The sequence below is a fragment of the Mesorhizobium sp. WSM4311 genome, from assembly GCF_002295115.1.
Classification (GTDB): domain Bacteria; phylum Pseudomonadota; class Alphaproteobacteria; order Rhizobiales; family Rhizobiaceae; genus Mesorhizobium.
In genome coordinates, this window is sequence record NZ_NSFV01000003.1 from 69,625 (window position 1) to 91,752 (window position 22,128).

Here is a 22,128-nt window from a genome sequence, read left to right on the forward strand (position 1 = left end):
CGAAAACCCATGTCGCCACCATGTGGACAAAATACGGCAAGGCCCGACTTCGTGACCGCCCGCCGCAAAATAAAGGCACCGGGTGTTGTCATACAGCAACGCCGCCTCTGGTTGCAGGCGCCGCAAGACATGTCAACCTCCGGTTCCGACCCCGGCCCTGGCGGATGCGAACAGTGCAACGGCATTGGTGATGCTTTGTGCCGCCTTGCCGCGCCATTCCGCGTTAAGCAGCTGCGCCTCGTCCTTGGCATTCGAGAGATAGCCGAGTTCGACCAGAACCGATGGCACGTCCGGCGCCTTCAGCACCTTGAAGCCCGCGGAACGCTGCGGATTGTTGATGAGACCGACGCTGGTCGACAGCTGGCCGACCAGCGTGTGGGCGAAACTCATCGAGAAGGTGTGCGTCTCACGGCGGATCAGGTCGATCAGGATATCGGTCACTTCCTTATTGTCGTCCTTGATGACCATGCCGGCGAACTGATCGGAGAGATTTTCGCGGTCGGCGAGCGCCTGCGCCTCGGGATCCGACGCCTTGTCGGAGACGGTGTAGACGGTGGCGCCGCGGATGCCCTTGACGCTGATCGTATCGGCATGGATCGAAATCAGCAGGTCGGCCTCATGCTGGCGGGCGATGCGCACGCGGTCGTCCAGACGCAGATATTCATCGGTGTCACGGGTCATGAAGACATCGTATTTGCCGATGGCCGCGAGCTTGTCGCGCAGCTCCGTGGCGAAGGCCAGCGTGACGTTCTTCTCGATGGTGCCGTTCAGACCCTCGGCGCCGCCGTCGACGCCACCATGGCCGGGATCGATGACGACGGTGAAGCGGTGGCCGGGATTGGAGACCGGTCCGGTGCCAACCCGCCCGCCCTTGTCGGTCGAAACCGTCGAGCCGGTGGTCAGCGCCTGGTTGGCAAGGGCGGCGTCGAACTCCCGTTCGGAGGCGGCCGACATGTCGATGGCAATGCGGTAGCCGGTTCCGTCCTCATTCTTGAGCACATCCAGCTTGTCGACGGCGAACGGCCCCTTGCCGGTGACGATCAGCCGGGAAACGCCCTCGCCGAGCGCGCCCAGCCGCACACCCTTGACCAGGCCCCGCGGCTTCAAATCCTTGGCGTCGATGGCCAGCCTGGTGTTCGCCAGATCGATGACCAGACGATTGGGTCCGCGCAGCAGAAACCATTTGATATCAGGCTCGCGATCGAAATCCATGACGATGCGCATCTTGGTGGCATCGCCCGCCATCTTGTAGCCTTTTGCCACCAGCGGCGCATCGGCGGCGTCGGCAACGGAGAAAAAGGCTTGGGAAATCACCACCAGCAGCGACAGGCATAGAGCGGCAAGAATCCGGCTGCCAACACGACATCCCTTGTCTGTGAAGTCTGCCAGTCCCATCTCTCTTCCAGTCGCTCCCGGTTTGGCGCCAGGCGCCCGCTCGTTTCGTCGAAGTGCCGGTTAGGCCGCGAACTCGATTAACGATTGGTATCCAGAGAAGGTTAACCAAGCCTTTTCACGCAGGGTTCGGACCCAAGCTTACGTTACGGAACTGCTTTTTGCCGGCATCGGAAATCGGGGTTGCCTTCCACCCCGCCAAATCATAAAAGCGATAGTGGATCACTGCAATCCTGGAACCGCCCTCCTCCGCAGCTTCCTGCTACAGGGTCAGATGAAAGGCGGCTCCTTTCGCTTCACGCGAAAAGGCTTCAGGTGATTGCGACGAATTTCGCAGGTGTGCTCCCGTGGCGGGGGAATCACCTGCGTGAGGAAAACGGCCGGGTTTGTTCCCGTGCCGGCTCTGTATGAGCAAACAAGCTGGTCCGGTTTCCGGGCTTTGGTTCAAAAGGTTCCGCTGGTGACGATGGCTTCAAGCGCAATCATGGAAAGGTCCGCATCAAACCGCGCCAGTATGGCAGCGGGCGGCACCGCCATGACACGCGGGCACCGTCCGGCGGACATTCAATTATCCGGCACCCACTCTCCAGACACACAGCAGCGGGCTTTACCCCGCCAGCTGCGGCTGACGGCTGCCGGGGGGAAACGAAATAATGCCCAACAAAATGCTGATAGACGCCTCCCACCCGGAGGAAACACGCGTTGTCGTCGTACGCGGTAGCCGTATCGAAGAATTCGACTTTGAATCCCAGGACAAGAAGCAGCTCAAAGGAAATATCTACCTCGCCCGCGTAACGCGCGTCGAACCCTCCCTTCAGGCAGCCTTTGTCGAATATGGCGGCAACCGTCACGGTTTTCTCGCCTTCAGTGAAATACACCCCGACTACTACCAGATCCCGGTCGCCGACCGTCAGGCGTTGCTGCGCGCCGAAGCGCAGGAAGCCGAGGACGAAGAGGACGAGGATGGTGACGGCGATGACCGCCAGAGCCGCGATCGCGGACGGCGCGGACGCCGGCGCGGCGGCAAGAGCCGCGAGCGCGGTGAGCACAAGCGCGATACGGGCGAGGCAGGCGAAGGCTCCGGCGAGCCAAGCGAAGGCAACGACGGCGGCGACATCGCTGTCGAGGAGATTTCACCCGAGATCATCGAACACGCAGCCGATACATCGGAACATTCAGATCCCTCGGGGCATGCCGATACATCAGGCCATGATGAAGGTTCCGCCGAGCAGGACGAAACCGAAACCCGCGAGGGTGGTCCGACATCGATCGCCGCCGCGGTCGAAGGCGATGTGATTTCCGAACCTGTCTCGCAGACGGAACAGGCCTCTGAAACCACATCCAGCGACAATGATCGCGGCATGCTGGAGGAAGTACAGTCCTTGCATCCCGACGATCACGAGGTCGAATCGGTCGGCGCCGAGGATGCTCTGGAAGAAGTGCGCAACCGTCGCAAGCCGGTGCGCCGCCAGTACAAGATCCAGGAAGTGATCAAGCGCCGGCAGATCCTGCTGGTTCAGGTCGTCAAGGAAGAGCGCGGCAACAAGGGCGCCGCACTCACCACCTATCTGTCGCTTGCCGGCCGCTATTCGGTGCTGATGCCGAACACGGCGCGCGGCGGCGGCATTTCGCGCAAGATCACCAGTGCGGTCGACCGCAAGCGCCTGAAGGAGGTCGTTGCCGATCTCGAAGTGCCGCAAGGCATGGGCGTCATCCTGCGCACCGCCGGCGAGAGCCGCACCAAGGCCGAGATCAAGCGCGACTACGAATATCTGATGCGGCTTTGGGAAAACGTCCGCAGCCTCACCTTACAATCGACGGCCCCTGCCCTGGTCTATGAGGAAGGCAGCCTGATCAAGCGCTCGGTGCGCGACCTCTACAACAAGGATATCGACGAGATCCTTGTCTCCGGCGAGGAAGGCTACCGCGAAGCCAAGGACTTCATGCGCATGCTGATGCCGAGCCACGCCAAGGTGGTTCAGCCGTTCCGCGATACGACGCCGATTTTCGTGCGCAACGGCATCGAGGCGCAGCTCGACCGCATGCTGCAGCCGCAGGTGACGTTGAAGAGCGGCGGCTACATCATCATCAACCAGACCGAGGCCCTGGTTGCCATCGACGTCAATTCGGGCCGCTCCACCAAGGAGCACTCGATCGAGGACACCGCCCTCCACACCAATCTGGAAGCGGCCGAGGAAGTAGCCCGCCAGCTCAGGCTGCGCGATCTTGCCGGCCTGATCGTCATCGACTTCATCGACATGGAGGAGAACCGCAACAACCGCTCCGTCGAGAAGCGGTTGAAGGATCACCTCAAGAACGACCGGGCCCGCATCCAGGTCGGCCGAATCTCGCATTTCGGCCTGATGGAGATGTCACGCCAGCGCATCCGCGCCAGCGTGCTGGAATCGACCATGAAGCCCTGCCCGCATTGCGGCGGCACCGGCCATGTCAGGTCCGATTCTTCCGTCGCGCTGATGGTGGTGCGGGCGATCGAGGAATTCCTGCTCAAGGATTCGCGCAGCCACATCACCGTGCGCACGCCGGCGGCGACCGCGCTCTACGTACTCAACCACAAGCGCGGCACGCTGGTGGAACTCGAAAGCCGTTTCGGCCTGACCATCACCATCGAGGCCGACGATACGGTTGGCGCGCAGCATTACGCGATCTTCCGCGGCGCGCTGGCCGAGAAGCCCGAGGGCTTCGTCGAGGTGCGCAGCCTGCCGGCCTATGTCGAGCCGGAAGAGCCCGAGGACGAGATTGCCGTCGTCGAGGAAGACGATGAGGTCGTGGTCCAGGCCGAGCAGCCGCGCCAGCAGCCGCAGCAGCAGCCGCGGCCTGCCGGCAGCGAAGATGGCGAAGGCCGCGACCGCAAGCGTCGCAAGCGCCGCAGACGGCGCGGTGGGCGAGATCGCGACCGCGAGCATGGCGCCCCGACGGACGGGGCATCCACCTCCACTCCGGCCGGCGATTTCGCCGGCGCGGCAGACGTGGCAGGCGATGACGACGGCGAACAGGACGACGACGCCCCGATCGTTGCCAGCGCGTCCGACGAGGCGGTGCAGGCCGCCGATGACAGCCAGGGCAAGAAGCGCCGGCGCGGCAAGCGCGGCGGCAAGCGCAACCGTCGCGAAGACGGTGAAGGCGAGACCGAGGCAAGCGCCAATGAGGCGACCGAGGCTTCCGAAGCCGATGCTTCCGAAAGCGAGCCTGCCTCGATCGAGCCGGTGGCTGTTGCTGCCGCGACGGAAGAGCCGGTGGCCGCGGTGAGCGAAGAGGTGGCGAGCACCGAGAAGCCCAAGAAGCCGCGTCGTGCAGCCAAGCCGAAGAAGGCAGCCGCCGAAGCCGTGGCCGAAACGACCGTCGCCGAAGCGGCCGCGGAAACGCCGGTCGAAACACCGGTGGCGGTTGTTGAAGAGACAGCGGTTGCACCCGTTGCGGAAGAGCCTTCCAAGGCCCGTCCGTCCAGGCGCAAGCCCGCGGCAATCGATGCACCGGTGGTGCCGGTGGTGTCCTCGACCGTCGCCGATGAGCCGGAAGCCAAGACCGAAGAAAAGCCGAAGCGCGCCGGCTGGTGGCAGCGGAAGGGCTTTTTCTAGGCCTTTCAACTGGTTGAAGTGGCTTTTTAATAAGAAAATCCCGCGCCGATCGAAAGACGGCGCGGGATTTTTCACATCGGGCGTTCCAACCGTTGGCGAAACGCTGGCTAAGGCGCGAAGATCGACCAGTTCATCATCCTGGCCAGCTTTTCCAGCGCGATCGAACCCAGCTTGGAATTGCCGTTGGCGTTGAGACCGGGCGACCACACCGCAAGCGATGCCACACCCGGCACAATGCCCAATATGCCGCCGCCGACGCCGCTTTTTCCCGGAATGCCGACACGGAAGGCGAAATCGCCGGAGCCGTCATAGTGGCCGCAGGTCAGCATCATGGCGCCGATCCGGCGCGCCCGTTCGGCCGACACCACGGAATGGCCGGTCGCCGGGTTCCTGCCGCCATTGGCGAGGAAGCGGCCGGCCATCGCCAGCTGCCGGCAACTCATGGCTATGGCGCAATGGTGGAAATAGACGCCCAACGCCAGTTCCGGCGCATGATGAAGATTGCCGAAGGATTTCATGTAGTTGGCGAGCGCGAAGTTGCGATAGCCGGTGGCACGTTCGGACGCCGCGACCTCGTGGTCGATGATGATGCTCTCGTCGTCGGCAAGAAACTGGATGAAGCGCAGGATCTCGCCGATCGCCTCGCGCGGCTGGTGACCGGCAAGCAGTATGTCGGAAATGACGATGGCGCCGGCATTGATGAACGGATTGCGCGGAATGCCGTTCTCGTGCTCGAGCTGGACGATCGAGTTGAACGGGTTGCCCGAAGGCTCGCGCCCTACCCGCTTCCACAGCGCGTCGCCGACATTGCCGAGCGCCAGCGTCAAGGTGAACATCTTGGAGATGCTCTGGATCGAAAATGCCTGGTCGGCATCGCCCGCCATCAGCACGCGGCCGTCATTGGTGACGGCGGCAATGCCGAATTTCCTTGGATCGACCTTGCCCAATTGCGGAATGTAGGTGGCGACATCGCCACGATCGGTGCGTTCGGCCATTTCGGCGGCGACCTCAGCCAATGCCTGATCAAGTTTGGGGGCCTGTTCGAGTTTGGTGGCCTGTTCGAGTTCCGGCATGGCGCTACCTCAACCAGCGTTCGATGCGCGCCATCGCCTCGACCATGTCATCGTGGCTGCCGGCATAGGAAAACCGCATCGTGCGATGTCCGGCCTGGGTGTCGAAGTCGCGGCCGGGCGTCGCCGCCACATGCGCATCGGCCAGCATCTTGCGCGCGAAGGCCATGCTGTCATTGGTGTGGCGGGTGACATCGCAGAACGCATAGAAGGCGCCGTCCATGGGCGCGGCCAGCGGGAAGCTGAGTTCCGGCAGGCGTTTCATCAGCAGTTCACGGTTCCAGGCATAGCGGCCCTTGACCGCTTCCAGCTCTTCGGTAGCGGCAAAGGCTTCGATCGCGGCGATCTGCGACAGTTCCGGTGGCGAAATGTAGAGGCTCTGGGCGATGCGTTCGACCGGCCGCACCAGCGCTTCCGGCAACACCATCCAGCCGATGCGCCAGCCGGTCATGCAATAGTATTTCGAGAAGGAATTGATCACCGTGACGCTATTGCCGAAGGCAAGTGCGGTGGTGTCGGGCGCACCATAGGCCAACCGGTGGTAGATCTCGTCGGAAATGACGGCGATGCCCAGTGCCTCCGCCGTCTCGACCAGCGTCGACAGTTCGTCGGCCGGTATGACGGCTCCGGTCGGGTTGGCGGGACTCGCGAAAAGCACACCCTTCAACGGCTTCTCGCGATGCGCGGCCTCCAGGTGACCGGCATGCAGATAGGCTGCGTCGCCAAGCGCGATCTCGACCACATCGATGCCGAGTGCCGCCATGATGTTGCGATAGGCGGGATAGCCGGGTGCCGCGATGGCAACGCGATCGCCCGGATCGAACATCGCCAGGAAGGCGAGATTGAAGGCCGCCGACGAACCCGTGGTCACCGCGATCCGCGCGGGCTCGACTTCGAGCCGATAGTGATCCGCGTAATGCGCTGCGATCGCCTTGCGCAGTCCAGCCAGCCCCAGCGTGTCGGTGTAGCCGATGCGGCCGACCTGCAAGGCCTCGGCCGCGGCGGCGCGAACCCGCGCGGGCGCCGGGTCGGACGGCTGCCCGACCGCCATGGAGATCACCGGCACGCCTTGCGCCTTCAGCCGGTTCGCTTCGGCCAGCACATCCATGGCGTGGAATGGCTCGACATTGCCGCGACGTGAGAGCGAAACGACCATTTTATCCCTATCCCGACGGTTTGGCGCGCCGCGCCCCCGAATACATGCGCCGCACAAATGCCCGATTGATGTGAGGATCACAAGTTGAGGAAGTTTCCGGTGCCGACTTTTCATCTTTCGCCCGCTCGTCTACCAGTGGACACGTCATGTTGAGCCGACCCAGATCGACGATTGCCAGGATTGCGCGTGTTTTCACGACGCTTTCGCTTGGCCTTGCCGTTGGCGTGGCAAGTTCGGTCACCGCCTTCGCCCAGAGCGTTCCGGTGGTCCGCGATGCCGAGATCGAGGCTTTGGTGCGCGACTATGCGCGGCCGATCTTCAAGGCGGCAGGGCTTGCGAATGACGGCATCGACATCGTCCTGGTCAATGATTCCAGCTTCAACGCTTTCGTCACCGGGCGACGGCTGTTCATCAACACCGGCGCGCTGATGACGGCTGAAACGCCCAACGAGATCATCGGCGTCATCGCGCACGAGGCCGGCCATATCGCCGGCGGCCACCAGCAGAAACTGCGTGATCAGCTCGAGCGCGCCAAGACGATGGCCATCATTGCGACCTTGCTTGGCGCGGGTGCGATGGTCGCTGGCGCGACCACCAACAGCCGCGGCCTTGCCGGCGCCGGCATGGGCGTGGCCGCCGGCGGCGGCGAGATGGCACAGCGCAGCATCCTCGCCTACCAGCGCACCGAGGAGATAACGGCCGACCGCTCCGCCATCACCTATCTCAACGCCACCGGCCAGTCCGGCATGGGCATGCTGAAGACGTTCCGCCGCTTCCAGACCGCGCTGTCGCTTTCGGGTGCGCAAGTCGACCCCTATCGGATCAGCCACCCGATGCCGCAGGAGCGCATCGCCAATCTCGAAGTGCTGGTGAAGCAGAGCCCCAATGTCGACAAGCTCGACCCGCCGGCGCTGCAGCAGCGCCATGACATGATGCGGGTTAAGATCGCCGTCTACATGGAAGGCCAGGCCACCGCAGCGCGGCTGATGCAAAAAATGAGAGGCAGCCTCGCCGGGCAGTATGGCGACGCCCAATCGACCTACCTTTACGGCGACATCGCCGGCGCGCTCGCCAAGACCAATGCCCTGATCAAGGCGCAGCCGAAGAATGCCTATTTCCAGGAGTTGCGCGGCGACATCCTGATGAAAGCCAACAAGCCCAAGGACGCGGCGGAAGCCTACGCCAAGGCGGTCAGCCTCGATCCGGCGCGGTCGGGCTTGCTGCCTGTCTCGCTCGGCCAGGCGCTGATGGCGGTCGGCACGCCTGACTCGCTGAAGAAGGCCGTCGTGCAGATCAACAATGGCCTGGGTCGCGACAAGGAAAATTCCGAAGGCTATCGCTACCTGGCGCAGGCTTACGGCGAGTTGGGTGACATACCGGGCGCCGAGCTTGCGACCGCAGAAGGTCATTTCTATTCCGGTAACTACAAGGATGCGAAGATCTTCGCCATGCGGGCGCAGCAGCAGATGAAGCGCGGCGAGCCGCGCTGGATACGCGCCCAGGACATCATAAACTACAAATCGTCAAACAAGATCTAGTGAACCTTCCGGTCACGCACTGCGACACAGCCGGACCAGGAACAGGCAAAAGGAACGAGAACGATGAAAAAGGCACTGCTGTTGGGCACCACGGGGGTCGCTGTTGTCCTTGCCATGCTGGCTTTCGGTTTCGTGGCCGGCAGCCCACAGATCGCCAAGGCCGGTACGGCACAGCCCGTCCAGACGGCGGCCGATACCAAGATCGACCGCGCCGAGGTCGAAGGGATCATCCGCGACTATCTCCTGAAGAACCCGGAAGTGCTGCTCGAAGTGCAGGACGCGCTCGAAGCCAAGCAGAAGGAAGAGCAGCGCATCGCCGCGCTCGGCGTCATCAAGGGCGCGAAGGACCAGATTTTCAACTCCGCCTTCGACGGCGTCGTCGGCAATCCGAACGGCAAGGTGACGATCGTCGAGTTCTACGACTACAATTGCGGCTTCTGTAAACGCGCCATCGAGGACATGCGGGCGCTGACCAAATCAGATCCGGATCTGCGCTTCGTCCTCAAGGAGTTCCCGATCCTCGGCCCGGATTCGCAGAAAGCCAGCGTGGTTTCGATGGCGTTCCACCTGATGATGCCGGAAAAGTACGGCGAGTTCCACAATGCGCTGCTCGGCGGCCAGGGGCGTGCCACCGAGGCGGCCGCGATCAAGATCGCGCTTTCGCTCGGCGCCGACGAGGCGACGCTGCGCGAGAAGATGAAGGATGCTTCGATCCCCGAGGCCTTCTCCAAGACCTACGATCTTGCCAACAAGCTGGCGATCACCGGAACGCCGTCCTACGTCGTCGGCAACGAGGTCGTGTTCGGGGCTCTCGGCCAGGAGGTGTTGGCGGAAAAGATCAAGGCGGTGAAAGCCGCACTTTGATCAGTCCGGAGTTTTCTTCACGGGCGCATTTCGGCCTGTTGTGGACAGTGAAAGAACGCACTTGCGCTCTTTTCGCGGACGACTATGCCCGGTATAGAGGCCCAGCGCGCCGGTTTGATACCGGCGCCAGAAAAGGTCGGTTTTTTTGAAAACGGTTTTCGTCCTGAACGGTCCCAATCTCAACGCGCTCGGCAAGCGCGAGCCGGGCATCTATGGCGGCAAGACGCTTGCCGCGATCGCCGACGACTGCAAGCAGTTGGGCACGGCGCTCGGGCTCGAGATCGATTTCCGCCAGTCGAACCACGAGGGTGACCTTGTCGACTGGATCCAGGAAGCCGGCGACAAGGCTTCCGGCATCGTCATCAATCCAGGCGCCTACAGCCACACCTCGATCGCCATCCATGACGCCATCCGTTCGGTCGCACCGCTGCCGGTCGCCGAAGTTCACCTTTCCAACATCCATGCGCGGGAATCATTCCGCCACGTCTCCATGGTCGCGCCGGTCGCCGTCGGCATGATCTGTGGCTTTGGGCCGCTCGGCTATACGCTGGCGCTACAGGCGCTGGCCGCACGCCTATGACCGGCCAACAAACAGAAGGCTCGAAAATGTCGATAAAGAAGACCGGTGTTGACCAGCAACTGATCCGCGATCTGGCGGGCATACTGAACGACACCAACCTGACCGAGATCGAGGTCGAACTGGGCGACCTGAAGGTGCGCGTGTCGCGGCAGGCCCCTGCCGTCCATGCGATCGCGGCACCCCAGCCCAACTATGCGCCGGCAGCAGCCCAGCCCGCGGTCGCTGCCGCCCCGGCCACGGTCGACGTGTCGAAGAACGCGGTGGCCTCGCCAATGGTCGGCACCGCCTATCTGGCGCCGTCGCCCGATGCCAAGCCGTTCATCGAGGTCGGCCAGACGGTCAAGGAAGGCCAGACGCTGCTGATCATCGAGGCGATGAAGACGATGAACCAGATCCCCTCGCCGCGCGCCGGCACCGTAACGGCGATCCTGTTCGAGGATGCGACGCCGGTCGAATACGGCATGCCGCTCGTCGTGATCGAGTAGAGCGGGCCGGATGTTCCAGAAGATCCTCATCGCCAATCGCGGCGAAATCGCGCTTCGGGTGCTTCGCGCCTGCAAGGAACTCGGCATCCAGACGGTGGTGGTGCATTCGACCGCCGACGCCGACGCCATGCATGTGCGGCTTGCCGACGAGAGCGTCTGCATTGGCCCGCCGCCATCGCGCGACAGCTATCTCAACATCCATCAGATCGTCGCGGCCTGCGAGATCACCGGCGCCGATGCGGTGCATCCGGGTTATGGCTTCCTGTCCGAGAACGCCAAGTTCGCCGACATACTGGCCGCGCACAACATCACCTTTATCGGCCCGACCGGCGACCATATCCGCGTCATGGGCGACAAGATCGAGGCCAAGCGCACCGCCAAGCGCCTCGGCATCCCGGTGGTGCCAGGTTCCGACGGCGCGGTGACCGAGGAGAAGGAAGCCAAGCGCATTGCCGCCGAAATCGGCTATCCCGTGATCATCAAGGCCTCCGCCGGCGGCGGCGGACGCGGCATGAAGGTCGCGCACACCGAGGCCGACCTCGAGGTCGCTCTGCAGACGGCGCGCTCGGAAGCAGGCGCCGCTTTCGGCGACGATGCTGTCTACATCGAGAAGTATCTGCAGAAGCCGCGCCATATCGAAGTGCAGGTGTTCGGCGACGGCTTTGGCCGCGGCGTGCATTTCGGCGAGCGCGACTGTTCGCTGCAACGGCGCCACCAGAAAGTCTGGGAAGAGGCCAATTCGCCGGCGCTCAACGCCGAGGAACGGGCCCGCATCGGCGGCATCTGCGCCAAGGCCATTGCCGACCTCGGCTATTCCGGCGCCGGCACGATCGAGTTCCTCTACGAGAATGGCGAGTTCTATTTCATCGAGATGAACACACGCCTGCAGGTCGAGCATCCGGTGACGGAAGCAATCACCGGCATCGATCTCGTGCATGAGCAGATCCGTGTCGCTTCCGGCGGCGGGCTTTCCGTCAGGCAGGAAGACATCAAGTTCAATGGCCACGCCATCGAATGCCGCATCAATGCCGAGGATCCGCGCACCTTCACCCCCTCGCCTGGTACCATCACGCATTTCCACACGCCAGGCGGTCTCGGCATCCGCGTCGATTCCGGCGTCTATTCCGGCTACAAGATCCCGCCCTACTACGATAGCCTGATCGGCAAGCTGATCGTGCATGGGCGCAACCGCGTCGAATGCATGATGCGGCTGCGGCGGGCGCTGGATGAATTCGTCGTCGACGGTATCAAGACGACGTTGCCGCTGTTTCGCGATCTGGTCGGCAATGCCGACATCGCCAATGGCGACTATGACATCCACTGGCTGGAAAAATACCTGGCCAAGGAAGAGTAGTTCGGGGACGCGATGACCCGTCCTTACGCGCCCGGCTATCGCATCCCCACCGACCTTCTTCTCAAGGCCTACGCTTCGGGCGTCTTCCCGATGGCCGAAAGCGCCAGCGACCCAGAGGTGTTCTGGGTGCGGCCGGAGACACGCGGCATCATCCCGCTCGAAGGGTTCCACACGCCCAAAAGCCTGAGGAAGACGATCCGCAAAAACCCGTTCGACATCCGTTTCGATTTCGATTTCGAGGCGACGATCGACGGCTGCGCGGAAAAGCGGGAGGAAAGGCGCTCGACCTGGATCAACGCGCCGATCCGCGAGGCCTATGTGCAGTTGCATCGCATGGGCCACTGCCATTCGGTCGAGGCGTGGCATGAGGACAAGTTGGTCGGCGGCCTCTATGGCGTGTCGCTCGGACGAGTGTTCTTCGGCGAAAGCATGTTTTCCAAGGAAACGGATGCGTCGAAAATCTGCCTCGTGCATCTCGTCGAGCGCTTGAAGGCACGCGGCTTCGCGCTGCTCGATACGCAATTCACCACCGAGCATCTCAAGCGCTTCGGCGCGGTCGACGTCCCGCGCGGCAAGTATGAGAAGATGCTGGCTGACGCGCTGAAGGGCGAGGCGATCTTTTTTCCGTAGCGATTGGGCTACTTCGCGGCCGTTGCCTCGATCGGCGTCTGCGAGTGGAACATCATCTTCCAGCCGTTGACGCGATGGACATAGCCGGTGCTGACCAGCGCGGCGTAAGGTTCGCCGTTCTCGCGCGTCGCATGCGCCTCGTAGGTCAGCATGACGATGTCGCTGCCCGGCTCGATTATTCCCTTGAGCTCGATATCGAGATCGCGCCAGCGATTAGGCTTGGTCGCGGTCTTGGCAAGATCGGCATTGTCCATCGCCTTTGCCATTCGCGGAAAGGCCACCAGGCATTCCGTGTCGGCATTGGCCGCGTAGTAGGCCGCATCGCCGGTCCAGAAGCCTTTTTCGAGTTCCAGCAGTTCTTTCTTGCTGGCCGTGATTCGCTTGGTGTCCGACATCGAAATATCCTCCGGGCGCGTCGATGCGCGGTCGTCCGTGATCCAACGCATGGTGGCCACGACGGTTCCCAGGGATCAGTTGGCGTCTGATGTGTCCGGTTGCGTGGGATCGGACTGTTCCGCGTCCGGGCTGGCCGCAGGCTTGGCGGCGGCTGGTTTGGTCGCGGCCGGCTTCGAAGCGTCAGCCTTGGTGGCGTCGGCCTTGGTGGCATCTGGCGCCGGCACATCGGACTTCTGTTTGCATTCCTTCAGCCAGACATCATAGACGGCATGCTCGACGGCGTTGAGACCAGGGCTTTCGGCGAACATCCACCCGGTGAAGATGCGGCGGATCTTGCGGTCGAGCGTGATCTCGTCGACCTCGACGAAGGAATCGGTCTTCGGCTCCTCGTTCTGCGGCCGGGAATAACAGACGCGGGGCGTCACCTGCAAAGCGCCGAACTGCACCGTCTCGTCGATATAGACATCGAAGGTGATGATGCGGCCAGTGATCTTGTCGATGCCGGCGAACTCGGCAACCGGGTTGGCGATGCGATCCGATCCCGCTGGCGGTGCCGGCGCGGGGGCCGCCGGTGCCGGTGCGGGCGACGCTGCAAAGGCCGCGGCGCTGACGGCGAGGCCGGCGGCTAGCGTCAAACCGCCCGTCGATATCCGATTGAAAAAGCTCATATAGGGGTACCGGTGGTTCGCGCCCGGGTGATTCCGTCGATCGCCAAGGCTAGTCGCCGTTTTCTGATCAGCAAGCAGCTAAACACCAATTGTGGCGATAAAGGACCGGCCCGCACTTTGTGCCGTACAAGCCGGGGCCGTTACGACCCTGGCGTCCAGGCGTCATAGTCACCCGTAACCTGCGGGCGATGCTGATTGGTCAGCACCGAGCCCTTCGGGCGGTAGGCCGCTGGCGTGCCGGTCAGATTGGGCTTGTGCGGCTTCTGCCAATCGCGCGGCTTGTAGTCCTCGCTGGCCGGAGCGAGATCGACGCGGTGGTGGATCCAGCCATGCCAGCCGGGCGGAATGGCCGAAGCTTCCGAATAGTTGCGGTAGATGACCCAACGGCGGGTGCGGCCTTCCGAATCGATGCCGCCTTCGTAGTAGACATTGCCGACCTCGTCCTGGCCGACCCTCTTGCCGTACCGCCAGGTGTGCAAGCGTGTTCCCAGCGTCTGGCTGTTCCACCAAGTGAAAAACTGCGTCAGGAAAGTCTTCATCTCAGAGCCCTTTGCGCTGGCGGCGCCTGTTTCCTGCTTATGGCGTCAGGCCTTCGGGAAGGCAAGGGTTTTGCCATGGAGAGCGCGCAAATGGCGCGCCGGGGTGCCGACACATGCCTGTGCCCCCAAGAGGCGGCAGGATGCACGCTTGCCAAGCCTTTCCGCTCTTTCTAAAGCTCAGCGCGCCCATGCGGATATCCAATCCGGCCATGGGCCGAAGGAGGTGACGATTGGCCACGAAACTGCCGACCACCGACATTCGCATCGGCGCAGAGCTGATTCGCCGCCGCAAGGGCGGCATCCCGTTGGTCTGCCTGACCGCCTACACCTATCCTGTCGCCCGCCTGCTCGACCCGCATGTCGACCTGCTTCTGGTCGGCGACAGCGTCGCCATGGTCCTGCATGGCCACGAGACAACGCTCGGCGCCTCGCTGGAGATGATGATCGCGCATGGGCAAGCCGTGATGCGCGGCTCGGCCAGGGCCTGCGTGGTCGTCGACATGCCGGCCCGCAGCTACGAGGATTCGACGGAGCAGGCCGTGGCCTCGGCGCGGCGCATCGTTGACGAGACCGGCTGCCAGGCGGTGAAGCTTGAAGGCGGCGTCGACAAGGCCGGGCAGATCGCGGCAATCGTCGCCTCCGGCATTCCGGTCATGGGTCATATCGGCCTGCTGCCGCAATCGGTGGAGAAGGACGGCGGCTATAAGATCAAGGGCCGCACGGACGAGACCGTCGCGGCGCTGATAGCCGACGCGCGCGCCGTCGAAAAGGCCGGCGCGTTCTCCGTGGTCATCGAAGGCACCATCGAGGCGGTCGCCGCCGACATCACACGCCGCATTGCGATTCCTACCATCGGTATCGGCGCCAGCGGCGACTGCGATGGCCAGATCCTGGTCATCGACGACATGGTCGGGCTGACCGTCGACCGCGTGCCGAAATTCGTCAAGGAATATGCCGATCTGCGCCGCGTGATCGCGCACGCCGCCGAGCGCTACGCAGCGGAGGTGCGAGACCGGACTTTCCCCGGTGCTGCCCATGTCTTTTCAAGTTCAAAAGCCTTTTCGGGCAAAGGCGGCGGGGATGGGTCATGAGTCGTCCCGAGGTCGTCGACAGCGTCGTCGCACTTCGCGCGCAGGTCAGTGACTGGCGGCGCGATGGCCTGCGCGTCGCCATGGTGCCAACCATGGGCGCGTTGCATGAGGGGCACCTCTCCCTGATCAGGATCGCCAGGGAAAAAGCCGAGCGCTGCATGGTGTCGATCTTCGTCAATCCGACGCAGTTCGCGCCGAGCGAGGATCTCGACAAGTACCCGCGCCAGTTGGCCCGTGACCTTGACCTGTTGGCGACGGTCAACGCCGATCTTGCCTTCACGCCGATGGTCGGCGCGATGTATCCCGCCGGCTTTGCCACCAGGATCTCGGTCGGCGGCCCGTCCGCCGGGCTCGAATCGGACTTTCGCCCCACTTTTTTCGAGGGCGTCGCCACCATTGTCGCCAAGCTTTTTCTTCAGGCGACGCCTGACTGTGCGGTCTTTGGCGAGAAGGACTACCAGCAGCTTTGCGTCGTCAGGCAGCTCTGCCGCGACCTCGACCTGCCTGTCGAGATCATCGGCGCCCCGACCATACGCGACGCGCATGGCCTGGCCATGTCGTCACGCAACGCCTATCTCGACGAGACTGAACTGGCTGTCGCCCGCCAGCTCAACGTCATCCTGCACAAGACGGCTGCCGCACTGGCGGCAGGCGCGCTCGGAGATGACGCAACTGGGGAAGCCAGCCGCGCGCTCATTGCCGCCGGCTTCCAGAAGGTCGACTACGTCGAGGCCCGCGAAAGCCTGACGCTTGCGCCCTGGCGCCGCGACAGAGCTGGGCGCCTGCTTGCCGCGGCCTGGCTGGGCAAGACGCGGCTGATCGACAATGTGGAAGTTCCCGTTGCCTGATCGGATCGGGCTACGCCACGCCTTGTGCCCTGGCATGTCACCCGTCCGAAATTTCCGGCACGCGCTCACTCTTCCGTCGGCATATGCAGATACATCGACTGGATGCCGACACGGCCCGGACCGGTGAAGCGGTTGACGATGAAATTCATATTGGCGCCGAAGAAGCCGCTCGACAGGCGATCGATCTTGGTTTCCATCCTGACGGAGGCATCCTTGAACAGCCAGCCGCCCGGCTCGATGTCGAGGGTCTCGCCGGCGGCAAGCGTCTTTTCAAAGACGTTGCCGTAGCCGTGCAGCCAGACTATGCCGTCGCCGCTATCGCCGCGAAAACGGTCGATGAAGAAGCCGCTCTGGCCGAACAGCATCGTCGCCAGGCCGCGCACACGCTCGAATGTGTATTCGACATTGCCGGTTGCGGCGAGAAACTGGTGTTCGCGCACCTGGATCTCCTCGCCACGCCTGAGATGGATCGGCACGATGTGGCCTGGTCCATCGCGGCTGAAGGCGATGATGCCCGCTCCCGACGCCTCGGTGACGAAGATCTGCATGCCGGCCATCATGCGCTTCAGCGCGCCCTTCAGCGATTTCAGACCGATGGTGATGGTCGAGGTCTTCCACAACAGGATGTGGTGCTCGAAATAGACAGGCATCCGCGTCACATCGACCGAAAGCACGGGCACCAGTTCGCCCGCTATGTGATAGGTGACGCCACCAAAGGTCTCGTCCGACACCTCTGTCGGCATCAGTTCCGGCAGGCTTGGCATGGTTCCCCCCCAGCGCTACCCGGCGTGCCAGTCCATTCCGGCTTCCGCGCGGTCAGCACCGGCAGCTTTGGTGCGGAGCCCTCAGGCCGTCAAACGAAAACGGGCGCATCCAGCGCCGCTCGCGCGAAGGTGATCAAGCGAGGTTCACTTCGAAGGAATCAGCCGGCAAGAGACCGGCGGTAGACCAGTGTCGGCTCGCCCGGGGCACCCGCGTGCCCGCCGGCATCGCCGGATCGCACGAAGCCGTTCGCTTCATAGAAGGCGATGGCGCGGGTGTTCCGCGCCTCCACTTCCAGGCGGATGCCGCGGGCTTCCGGAAAACTCTCGATGATCTCGTCGAGCAACATGCCGCCAATGCCCCTGCCCTGCAGGCCCGGAAGCACGTAGAGCTGTTTCAGGACAACCTCTTCTCCGCCACCAATGCCCTCGGCAAAAGCCACGCCGCCAATGCGCTTGCCGTCATCGGCGACGAGGAACTCGCTGTTCGGCTTGGTCAGTCTCGTTTTCAGAGACGCAATCGAGTGCCATTCGTCGGTGATTTCGGTAACCCGCCCGGCGCCATAGATCGCGTCGTAGGTGGCGTGCCAGGTTTCAACCAGCAGCGCGCGGATGGCAGCGAGATCGCGTTCGCCGGCGGTGCGGACGAACATGGCCTTACTCGATGCCGAGCTTGGCCTTGACGAGGTCGTTGACCGCCTGCGGATTGGCCTTGCCGCCGGTCGCCTTCATCACCTGGCCGACGAACCAGCCGGCCATGGTCGGCTTGGCGCGCGCCTGTTCGACCTTGTCGGGATTGGCCGCGATCACGTCGTCGACCGCCTTCTCGATGGCGCCGGTGTCCGTGACCTGTTTCATGCCACGGCTTTCGACCAGCGCACGCGGATCGCCGCCTTCGTTCCAGACGATCTCGAACAGGTCCTTGGCGATCTTGCCGGAGATGGTGCCGTCCTTGATCAGGTCGATGACCGCGCCGAGCTGGTCGGGCGAAACCGGCGCATTTTCAATGTCCTTGCCCACCTTGTTCAACTGGCCGAGCAGATCGTTGATGACCCAGTTGGCGGCGAGCTTGCCGTCGCGGCCGGCGGCCACCTTCTCGAAATAATCGGCGACCGACTTTTCCGACACCAGGATCGAAGCGTCGTAGGTCGAGAGACCCAGCGAGGAGATGAGCCGCGCCTTCTTGTCGTCGGGCAATTCCGGCAGCTCTTTGGCCAAAGCATCGACATAGGCCTGATCGAATTCCAGCGGCAGCAGGTCGGGATCGGGGAAATAGCGGTAATCGTGCGCTTCTTCCTTCGAGCGCATCGAGCGCGTCTCGCCCTTGACCGCATCATACAGCCGCGTTTCCTGATCGATCTTGCCGCCGTCCTCGATAATGGCGATCTGGCGGCGTGCCTCGAAGTCGATGGCCTGGCCGATGAAGCGGATCGAGTTCATGTTCTTGATCTCGCAGCGGGTGCCGAACTCACCACCAGGCCGCCGTACCGAGACGTTGACGTCGGCGCGCAGCGAGCCTTCATCCATGTTGCCGTCGCAGGTGCCGAGATAGCGCATGATGGTGCGCAGCTTGGTGACATAGGCCTTGGCCTCATCGCCGGAACGCAGGTCAGGCTTGGAGACGATTTCCATCAGCGCCACGCCGGAGCGGTTGAGATCAACATAGGACATGGTCGGATGCTGGTCGTGCATCGACTTGCCGGCGTCCTGTTCCAGATGCAGCCTCTCGATGCCGACCTCGATGTCCTCGAACTCGCCCTGCCGGTCCGGTCCGACCGAAACGATTACCGTGCCCTCGCCGACGATCGGCTGCTTGAACTGGGAAATCTGGTAGCCCTGCGGCAGGTCGGGATAAAAGTAGTTCTTCCGGTCGAAAACCGACTTGTGGTTGATCTGCGCCTTCAGCCCGAGACCGGTGCGGATCGCCTGTTTGACGCACTCCTCGTTGATGACAGGCAGCATGCCCGGCATTGCCGCATCGACCAGGCTGACATTGGCGTTGGGGGCCGCACCGAAAGCGGTCGAAGCGCCGGAAAACAATTTTGCTTCCGAGATGACCTGCGCGTGCACCTCGAGACCGATGATGATTTCCCAGTCACCGGTGGCGCCGGGGATCAAGCGTTTTGCATCGGGCGTGCGGGTATCGATGAGGGTCATGGCGGCCTGCAAATTACGATGAGTGAACTCACGTTTGAACGTGACTTTCACGTCTGAAGTGAAAGTCATTCGCTAGTGCAAACCGCCAGAAGAGACAAGCGCAAAGCCGCCGGCTGGCCTTTTCAGCCGCTTTCGCCTATAGGACTCCCATTCCAATGGAGAGTGGATGTCCACTTACGCTCAGTCCCGTTAAGGCCCTGACCTCATAGCGAGGCAGGGCAGAAAACCTGAAACCCCGTGCCGCGAAGCTTCGCGGCGGCGGCATTTTTTGTTTTCCCGGAACGCTCCACATGGATATTTCGCGCACTGAACAGCGCATCCTGCACCTGCTTGCGCAGGGCGGACGCATTGAAATCGAAAAGAACCAGAAGAAACGGATCGCCTCCGTCAAATGCCTGACCCGCGATGGCTGGCACTATCCGGGCGTCGATCTCAAGCTGTTTCGAAAGCTGAAACGCAAGAAGGCGGTTTCGTCGTCGGGCGGCGGTCCCTACCGCATCACCAGGCGCGGCCTCGAACTCGTCCGCTCCGAACTCGACAATCGATAGACTACCGTTCCGCCGGCCGGGTTTCCGGCCGGCGTTCCTTTCACCGCTCAGGCGGTGGCGATGTAGGCCCTGATCTCATCCGCCTCGCGCTCGACATCCTCGATGCGGCGCTTGACCACGTCGCCGATGGAGACGATGCCATCGAGCAGGCCGTCCTTTTCCACCGGCAGGTGGCGGAAACGGCCCCTGGTCATGATCTCCATCACCTCGTTGACGGTGTGGTTCTCGTTGCAGATCTTCACCTTCGGCGTCATTGCCGAACGCACGGCGATATCGAGCGCGGCGGCACCTTCCTTGGCGAGAACCCGCACGATGTCGCGCTCCGACAGGATGCCGACAATCTTGTGATCGCCATTGGTGATGACCAGCGCGCCGATCTTGTGTTCGGCCAGGATGCGGATGGCTTCGCTGAGCTTTTCGTTCGGCCCGAGCGTCAACACGTCGTGGCCCTTTTTTTCCAGAATTGCCTTGACCGTCATGGCGTCCTCCTCTGCTTCGCCTGCCGGTTCCCTGCCCAGACCGGCTTTCACGTAAGAGTGAACATCGTGCGCCGTGATCGGCTGCATTTCAAGTGCGGGGGTCGGTGGTCTCCCATTCCGGCGGCTGCCGTCGCCGATCAAACCAGCGCAGGCCGAAAAAGCCGGCGACGAAGCCGCCAATATGAGCCTCCCAGGCGATCTGACCATCTACTCCAGGCGCAAATCCGAGCAGGCCGGTGGCGAGGTTGATGATCATCCACACGGCAAGGAAGATCACGACACCGCGCGAACGCAAGACAAGCGCGATCGGCAGCACAGGGCCGGCGAAGGCCGCCTTGCCTGCAGAGCGGTCGGTGCGGAAACCGAAACGCGCCGCCGCACCCATCATGCCCGATATGGCGCCGGAGGCGCCGACCAGCGGTGCCTCGCCATAGGGGTGCATGGCCCAGAAGAGCGCCACGGCGGCCAGCCCGGTAATGGCGAAGAACAGAGCAAACCAGATCCCGCCGAGGCGATTGGCCAGCGGCGAACCAAAAGCGGCGAGCCAGACCATGTTGACGGCGATATGGGCAAAACCGCCGTGCATGAACGCATAGGTGAAGGGGCGCGTGAACAGAAACCAGTCGAAGCCGTATTGCCCGGTATAAAGGACGGGAATGAAGGCTCCATCGTAGAGCAGCGTCATCTGCTGCGCGTCGTTCAGCACATATTGCTGCAACAGGAAGACGGCCGCGCAAATGCCGATCACCGCCAGCACGATCGGCGGCAGGTTGAACACCGGTTCGCGCACAGGCGGCGGCAGGCCTTCGGCCGGCTCGGCCTCGGTTGGATTTTGCTGTTCGCTCATCTGCAATCGCACTCGGTGCTGTTCGACCTGGCGAGCATCTAGATCACGGCCATTGGAACCGCAAACGGCGAATCGCCCCAGTGCGAATCAAAAAGAAGCCGTCCAAGGTTTCCCTTGAACGGCCGGTCGAGCCCCCTGCTCCCCTAAAACTCTTGACTGAAGTGCTGCCGATCGTCGCGAAACGACCGCTTCTGGAGTGGTTTGGGTGTGCCACAGGGCCTGCTCGGGGGCAACGTAAACCAGTTGTTAACCTTAACGTCCCCGACCCGTGAACAAGTGTTAACGACGCTGGCACGCTTCCTGCTCCGCAACGCATGTAGGTCATCGGAGGGCGCCCTTCTGTTCACCGATGGGACATCAGACGACAGAATGCGCGGAGCAGCATACCATGAACCAAAACGGATCGATCACGCTGTTCCATTATTGGAACCGCCTGCGTGACGGACGCCCTGCTCCGAAGCGATCGGAAGTCGAGCCGGCCGATATCAAGTCGCTTTTGGCCGACACGTTCATCCTGGAAAGAGACACGCGCGGCCAACCGGTCTTCCGCCTCGCCGGCACCAGGCTCTGCGCCTGTTATGGCCGCGAACTCAAGGGGTTCTCCTTCCCGTCGCTGTGGCGCGAGAAGGATCAGCGTCTGGTCTCACGGCTGATTCACGGGGTTTTCGACCAGAAATCCGTGGTGCTGATCAATTTCGAGGGCTTCAGCCGCAATGGCCGCTCCAACAAGTTCGAATTGCTTGCCTTGCCGCTCGACGGCGGCATCGAGAACCCGCGCTGCCTTGGCGTGATCAGTGCCGCGGAGAAGCCGTTCTGGCTGGGGGCCGACCCGATCACGGACGCAATGATCGATTCGATCCGTGTCATCGATCCGGAGAAAGAGATGCTCAACAACCGTCCGGCGATCGACGTTCCCTCGCTTGTTCCAGCCGAACTCGAGGCGCCCGATACGATCTCGGCGCTTGGCCGGGCGCGCCGCATCCGCCATCTCGTCGTCTTCGACGGTGGACGCGACGAATAGTTGATGATCGTACGGTCTCGCAGGCTCGTTTTTCCCCTTTGTTAACCCGCTTTGTTGTACTTCTGTGATGAAGTTCCTCGCATTGACGCGCGGGAATGCCAAACGGGG

The 22,128-nt window shown here is 62.8% G+C and carries 22 protein-coding genes; 11 read left to right on the plus strand and 11 right to left on the minus strand.

What is annotated here, in order from left to right; translation table 11 throughout:
* Nucleotides 1–132 precede the first annotated feature (132 nt).
* Entirely contained in the window at nt 133–1,395 is a 1,263-nt protein-coding gene (locus tag CK226_RS07515; RefSeq protein ID WP_095791495.1) for an N-acetylmuramoyl-L-alanine amidase, read from the minus strand.
* Between the two features lie 650 nt (nt 1,396–2,045).
* Between CK226_RS07515 and CK226_RS07520 the strand changes: the two genes are divergently transcribed.
* Entirely contained in the window at nt 2,046–4,988 is a 2,943-nt protein-coding gene (locus CK226_RS07520; protein WP_095791496.1) for a ribonuclease E/G, read from the plus strand.
* 107 nt (nt 4,989–5,095) lie between these two features.
* On the opposite strand, the gene CK226_RS07525 is transcribed toward CK226_RS07520, so the two are convergent.
* Nucleotides 5,096–6,061, minus strand: coding sequence for a glutaminase (locus CK226_RS07525; RefSeq protein WP_095791497.1), 966 nt, complete (start codon nt 6,059–6,061; stop codon nt 5,096–5,098).
* Nucleotides 6,062–6,065: 4 nt separating this feature from the next.
* Nucleotides 6,066–7,214, minus strand: a complete 1,149-nt coding sequence (locus CK226_RS07530) for an aminotransferase class I/II-fold pyridoxal phosphate-dependent enzyme (RefSeq protein ID WP_095791498.1) — start codon at nt 7,212–7,214, stop codon at nt 6,066–6,068.
* 146 nt (nt 7,215–7,360) lie between these two features.
* Between CK226_RS07530 and CK226_RS07535 the strand changes: the two genes are divergently transcribed.
* The 6 genes from CK226_RS07535 (at nt 7,361) to aat (ending at nt 12,665) form a co-directional block, all read left to right on the plus strand.
* Complete coding sequence (locus CK226_RS07535; RefSeq protein WP_095791499.1) at nt 7,361–8,752, plus strand: M48 family metallopeptidase; 1,392 nt, start codon at nt 7,361–7,363, stop codon at nt 8,750–8,752.
* A gap of 63 nt (nt 8,753–8,815) precedes the next feature.
* Complete coding sequence (locus tag CK226_RS07540) at nt 8,816–9,616, plus strand: DsbA family protein (protein ID WP_095791500.1); 801 nt, start codon at nt 8,816–8,818, stop codon at nt 9,614–9,616.
* Between the two features lie 145 nt (nt 9,617–9,761).
* Nucleotides 9,762–10,196 (plus strand): type II 3-dehydroquinate dehydratase, encoded by a 435-nt coding sequence (gene aroQ, locus CK226_RS07545; RefSeq protein WP_095788218.1) that lies wholly within the window; start codon nt 9,762–9,764, stop codon nt 10,194–10,196.
* Between the two features lie 26 nt (nt 10,197–10,222).
* Nucleotides 10,223–10,681 carry an acetyl-CoA carboxylase biotin carboxyl carrier protein gene (gene accB / locus CK226_RS07550; protein ID WP_095770859.1) on the plus strand — a complete coding sequence of 153 codons (459 nt, stop codon included), beginning with the start codon at nt 10,223–10,225 and terminating at the stop codon, nt 10,679–10,681.
* A 10-nt stretch (nt 10,682–10,691) separates the two neighbouring features.
* Nucleotides 10,692–12,035: an acetyl-CoA carboxylase biotin carboxylase subunit gene (gene accC, locus CK226_RS07555; protein WP_095791501.1), complete on the plus strand. Its 1,344-nt coding sequence runs from the start codon at nt 10,692–10,694 to the stop codon at nt 12,033–12,035.
* Between the two features lie 12 nt (nt 12,036–12,047).
* Nucleotides 12,048–12,665: a leucyl/phenylalanyl-tRNA--protein transferase gene (gene aat, locus CK226_RS07560; RefSeq protein ID WP_095791502.1), complete on the plus strand. Its 618-nt coding sequence runs from the start codon at nt 12,048–12,050 to the stop codon at nt 12,663–12,665.
* Between the two features lie 8 nt (nt 12,666–12,673).
* Here the strand turns inward: aat and CK226_RS07565 are convergent, their stop codons facing one another.
* From CK226_RS07565 to CK226_RS07575, 3 genes are all read right to left on the minus strand, one after another.
* Nucleotides 12,674–13,060, minus strand: coding sequence for a hypothetical protein (locus CK226_RS07565; RefSeq protein WP_095770860.1), 387 nt, complete (start codon nt 13,058–13,060; stop codon nt 12,674–12,676).
* Between the two features lie 75 nt (nt 13,061–13,135).
* The gene (locus CK226_RS07570) at nt 13,136–13,729 is read right to left on the minus strand and encodes a DUF2155 domain-containing protein (protein WP_095770281.1); all 594 of its coding nucleotides are present in this window, start codon (nt 13,727–13,729) and stop codon (nt 13,136–13,138) included.
* 140 nt (nt 13,730–13,869) lie between these two features.
* Entirely contained in the window at nt 13,870–14,268 is a 399-nt protein-coding gene (locus CK226_RS07575) for an NADH:ubiquinone oxidoreductase subunit NDUFA12 (protein WP_095770282.1), read from the minus strand.
* A gap of 230 nt (nt 14,269–14,498) precedes the next feature.
* On the opposite strand from CK226_RS07575, the gene panB reads away from it, so the two are divergent.
* Nucleotides 14,499–15,359: a 3-methyl-2-oxobutanoate hydroxymethyltransferase gene (gene panB, locus CK226_RS07580; protein WP_095791503.1), complete on the plus strand. Its 861-nt coding sequence runs from the start codon at nt 14,499–14,501 to the stop codon at nt 15,357–15,359.
* Nucleotides 15,356–16,207, plus strand: coding sequence for a pantoate--beta-alanine ligase (panC, locus tag CK226_RS07585; protein ID WP_095791504.1), 852 nt, complete (start codon nt 15,356–15,358; stop codon nt 16,205–16,207). The genes panB and panC overlap by 4 nt, the downstream gene beginning before the upstream one ends.
* 65 nt (nt 16,208–16,272) lie before the next feature.
* Here panC and CK226_RS07590 read toward each other — a convergent pair whose 3' ends face one another.
* The 3 genes from CK226_RS07590 to gatB all read right to left on the minus strand — a co-directional run bounded on the left by CK226_RS07590 (nt 16,273) and on the right by gatB (nt 19,125).
* Nucleotides 16,273–16,971: an AIM24 family protein gene (locus CK226_RS07590; protein WP_095791505.1), complete on the minus strand. Its 699-nt coding sequence runs from the start codon at nt 16,969–16,971 to the stop codon at nt 16,273–16,275.
* Nucleotides 16,972–17,129: 158 nt separating this feature from the next.
* A complete protein-coding gene (locus tag CK226_RS07595; protein ID WP_095788212.1) occupies nt 17,130–17,621 on the minus strand; it encodes a GNAT family N-acetyltransferase in 492 nt (163 codons plus the stop codon).
* Between the two features lie 4 nt (nt 17,622–17,625).
* Nucleotides 17,626–19,125, minus strand: coding sequence for an Asp-tRNA(Asn)/Glu-tRNA(Gln) amidotransferase subunit GatB (gatB, locus tag CK226_RS07600; RefSeq protein ID WP_095791826.1), 1,500 nt, complete (start codon nt 19,123–19,125; stop codon nt 17,626–17,628).
* Between the two features lie 290 nt (nt 19,126–19,415).
* Between gatB and CK226_RS07605 the strand changes: the two genes are divergently transcribed.
* Nucleotides 19,416–19,673 carry a YjhX family toxin gene (locus tag CK226_RS07605; RefSeq protein ID WP_095791506.1) on the plus strand — a complete coding sequence of 86 codons (258 nt, stop codon included), beginning with the start codon at nt 19,416–19,418 and terminating at the stop codon, nt 19,671–19,673.
* A gap of 47 nt (nt 19,674–19,720) precedes the next feature.
* Here the strand turns inward: CK226_RS07605 and CK226_RS07610 are convergent, their stop codons facing one another.
* Entirely contained in the window at nt 19,721–20,152 is a 432-nt protein-coding gene (locus CK226_RS07610) for a CBS domain-containing protein (RefSeq protein ID WP_095770861.1), read from the minus strand.
* 88 nt (nt 20,153–20,240) lie between these two features.
* The gene (locus CK226_RS07615; RefSeq protein ID WP_095791507.1) at nt 20,241–20,999 is read right to left on the minus strand and encodes a rhomboid family intramembrane serine protease; all 759 of its coding nucleotides are present in this window, start codon (nt 20,997–20,999) and stop codon (nt 20,241–20,243) included.
* Between the two features lie 388 nt (nt 21,000–21,387).
* Here CK226_RS07615 and CK226_RS07620 point away from each other — a divergent pair, with 388 nt between their 5' ends.
* Nucleotides 21,388–22,020: a PAS domain-containing protein gene (locus CK226_RS07620; protein ID WP_095791827.1), complete on the plus strand. Its 633-nt coding sequence runs from the start codon at nt 21,388–21,390 to the stop codon at nt 22,018–22,020.
* The last annotated feature ends 108 nt before the right edge of the window (nt 22,021–22,128 follow it).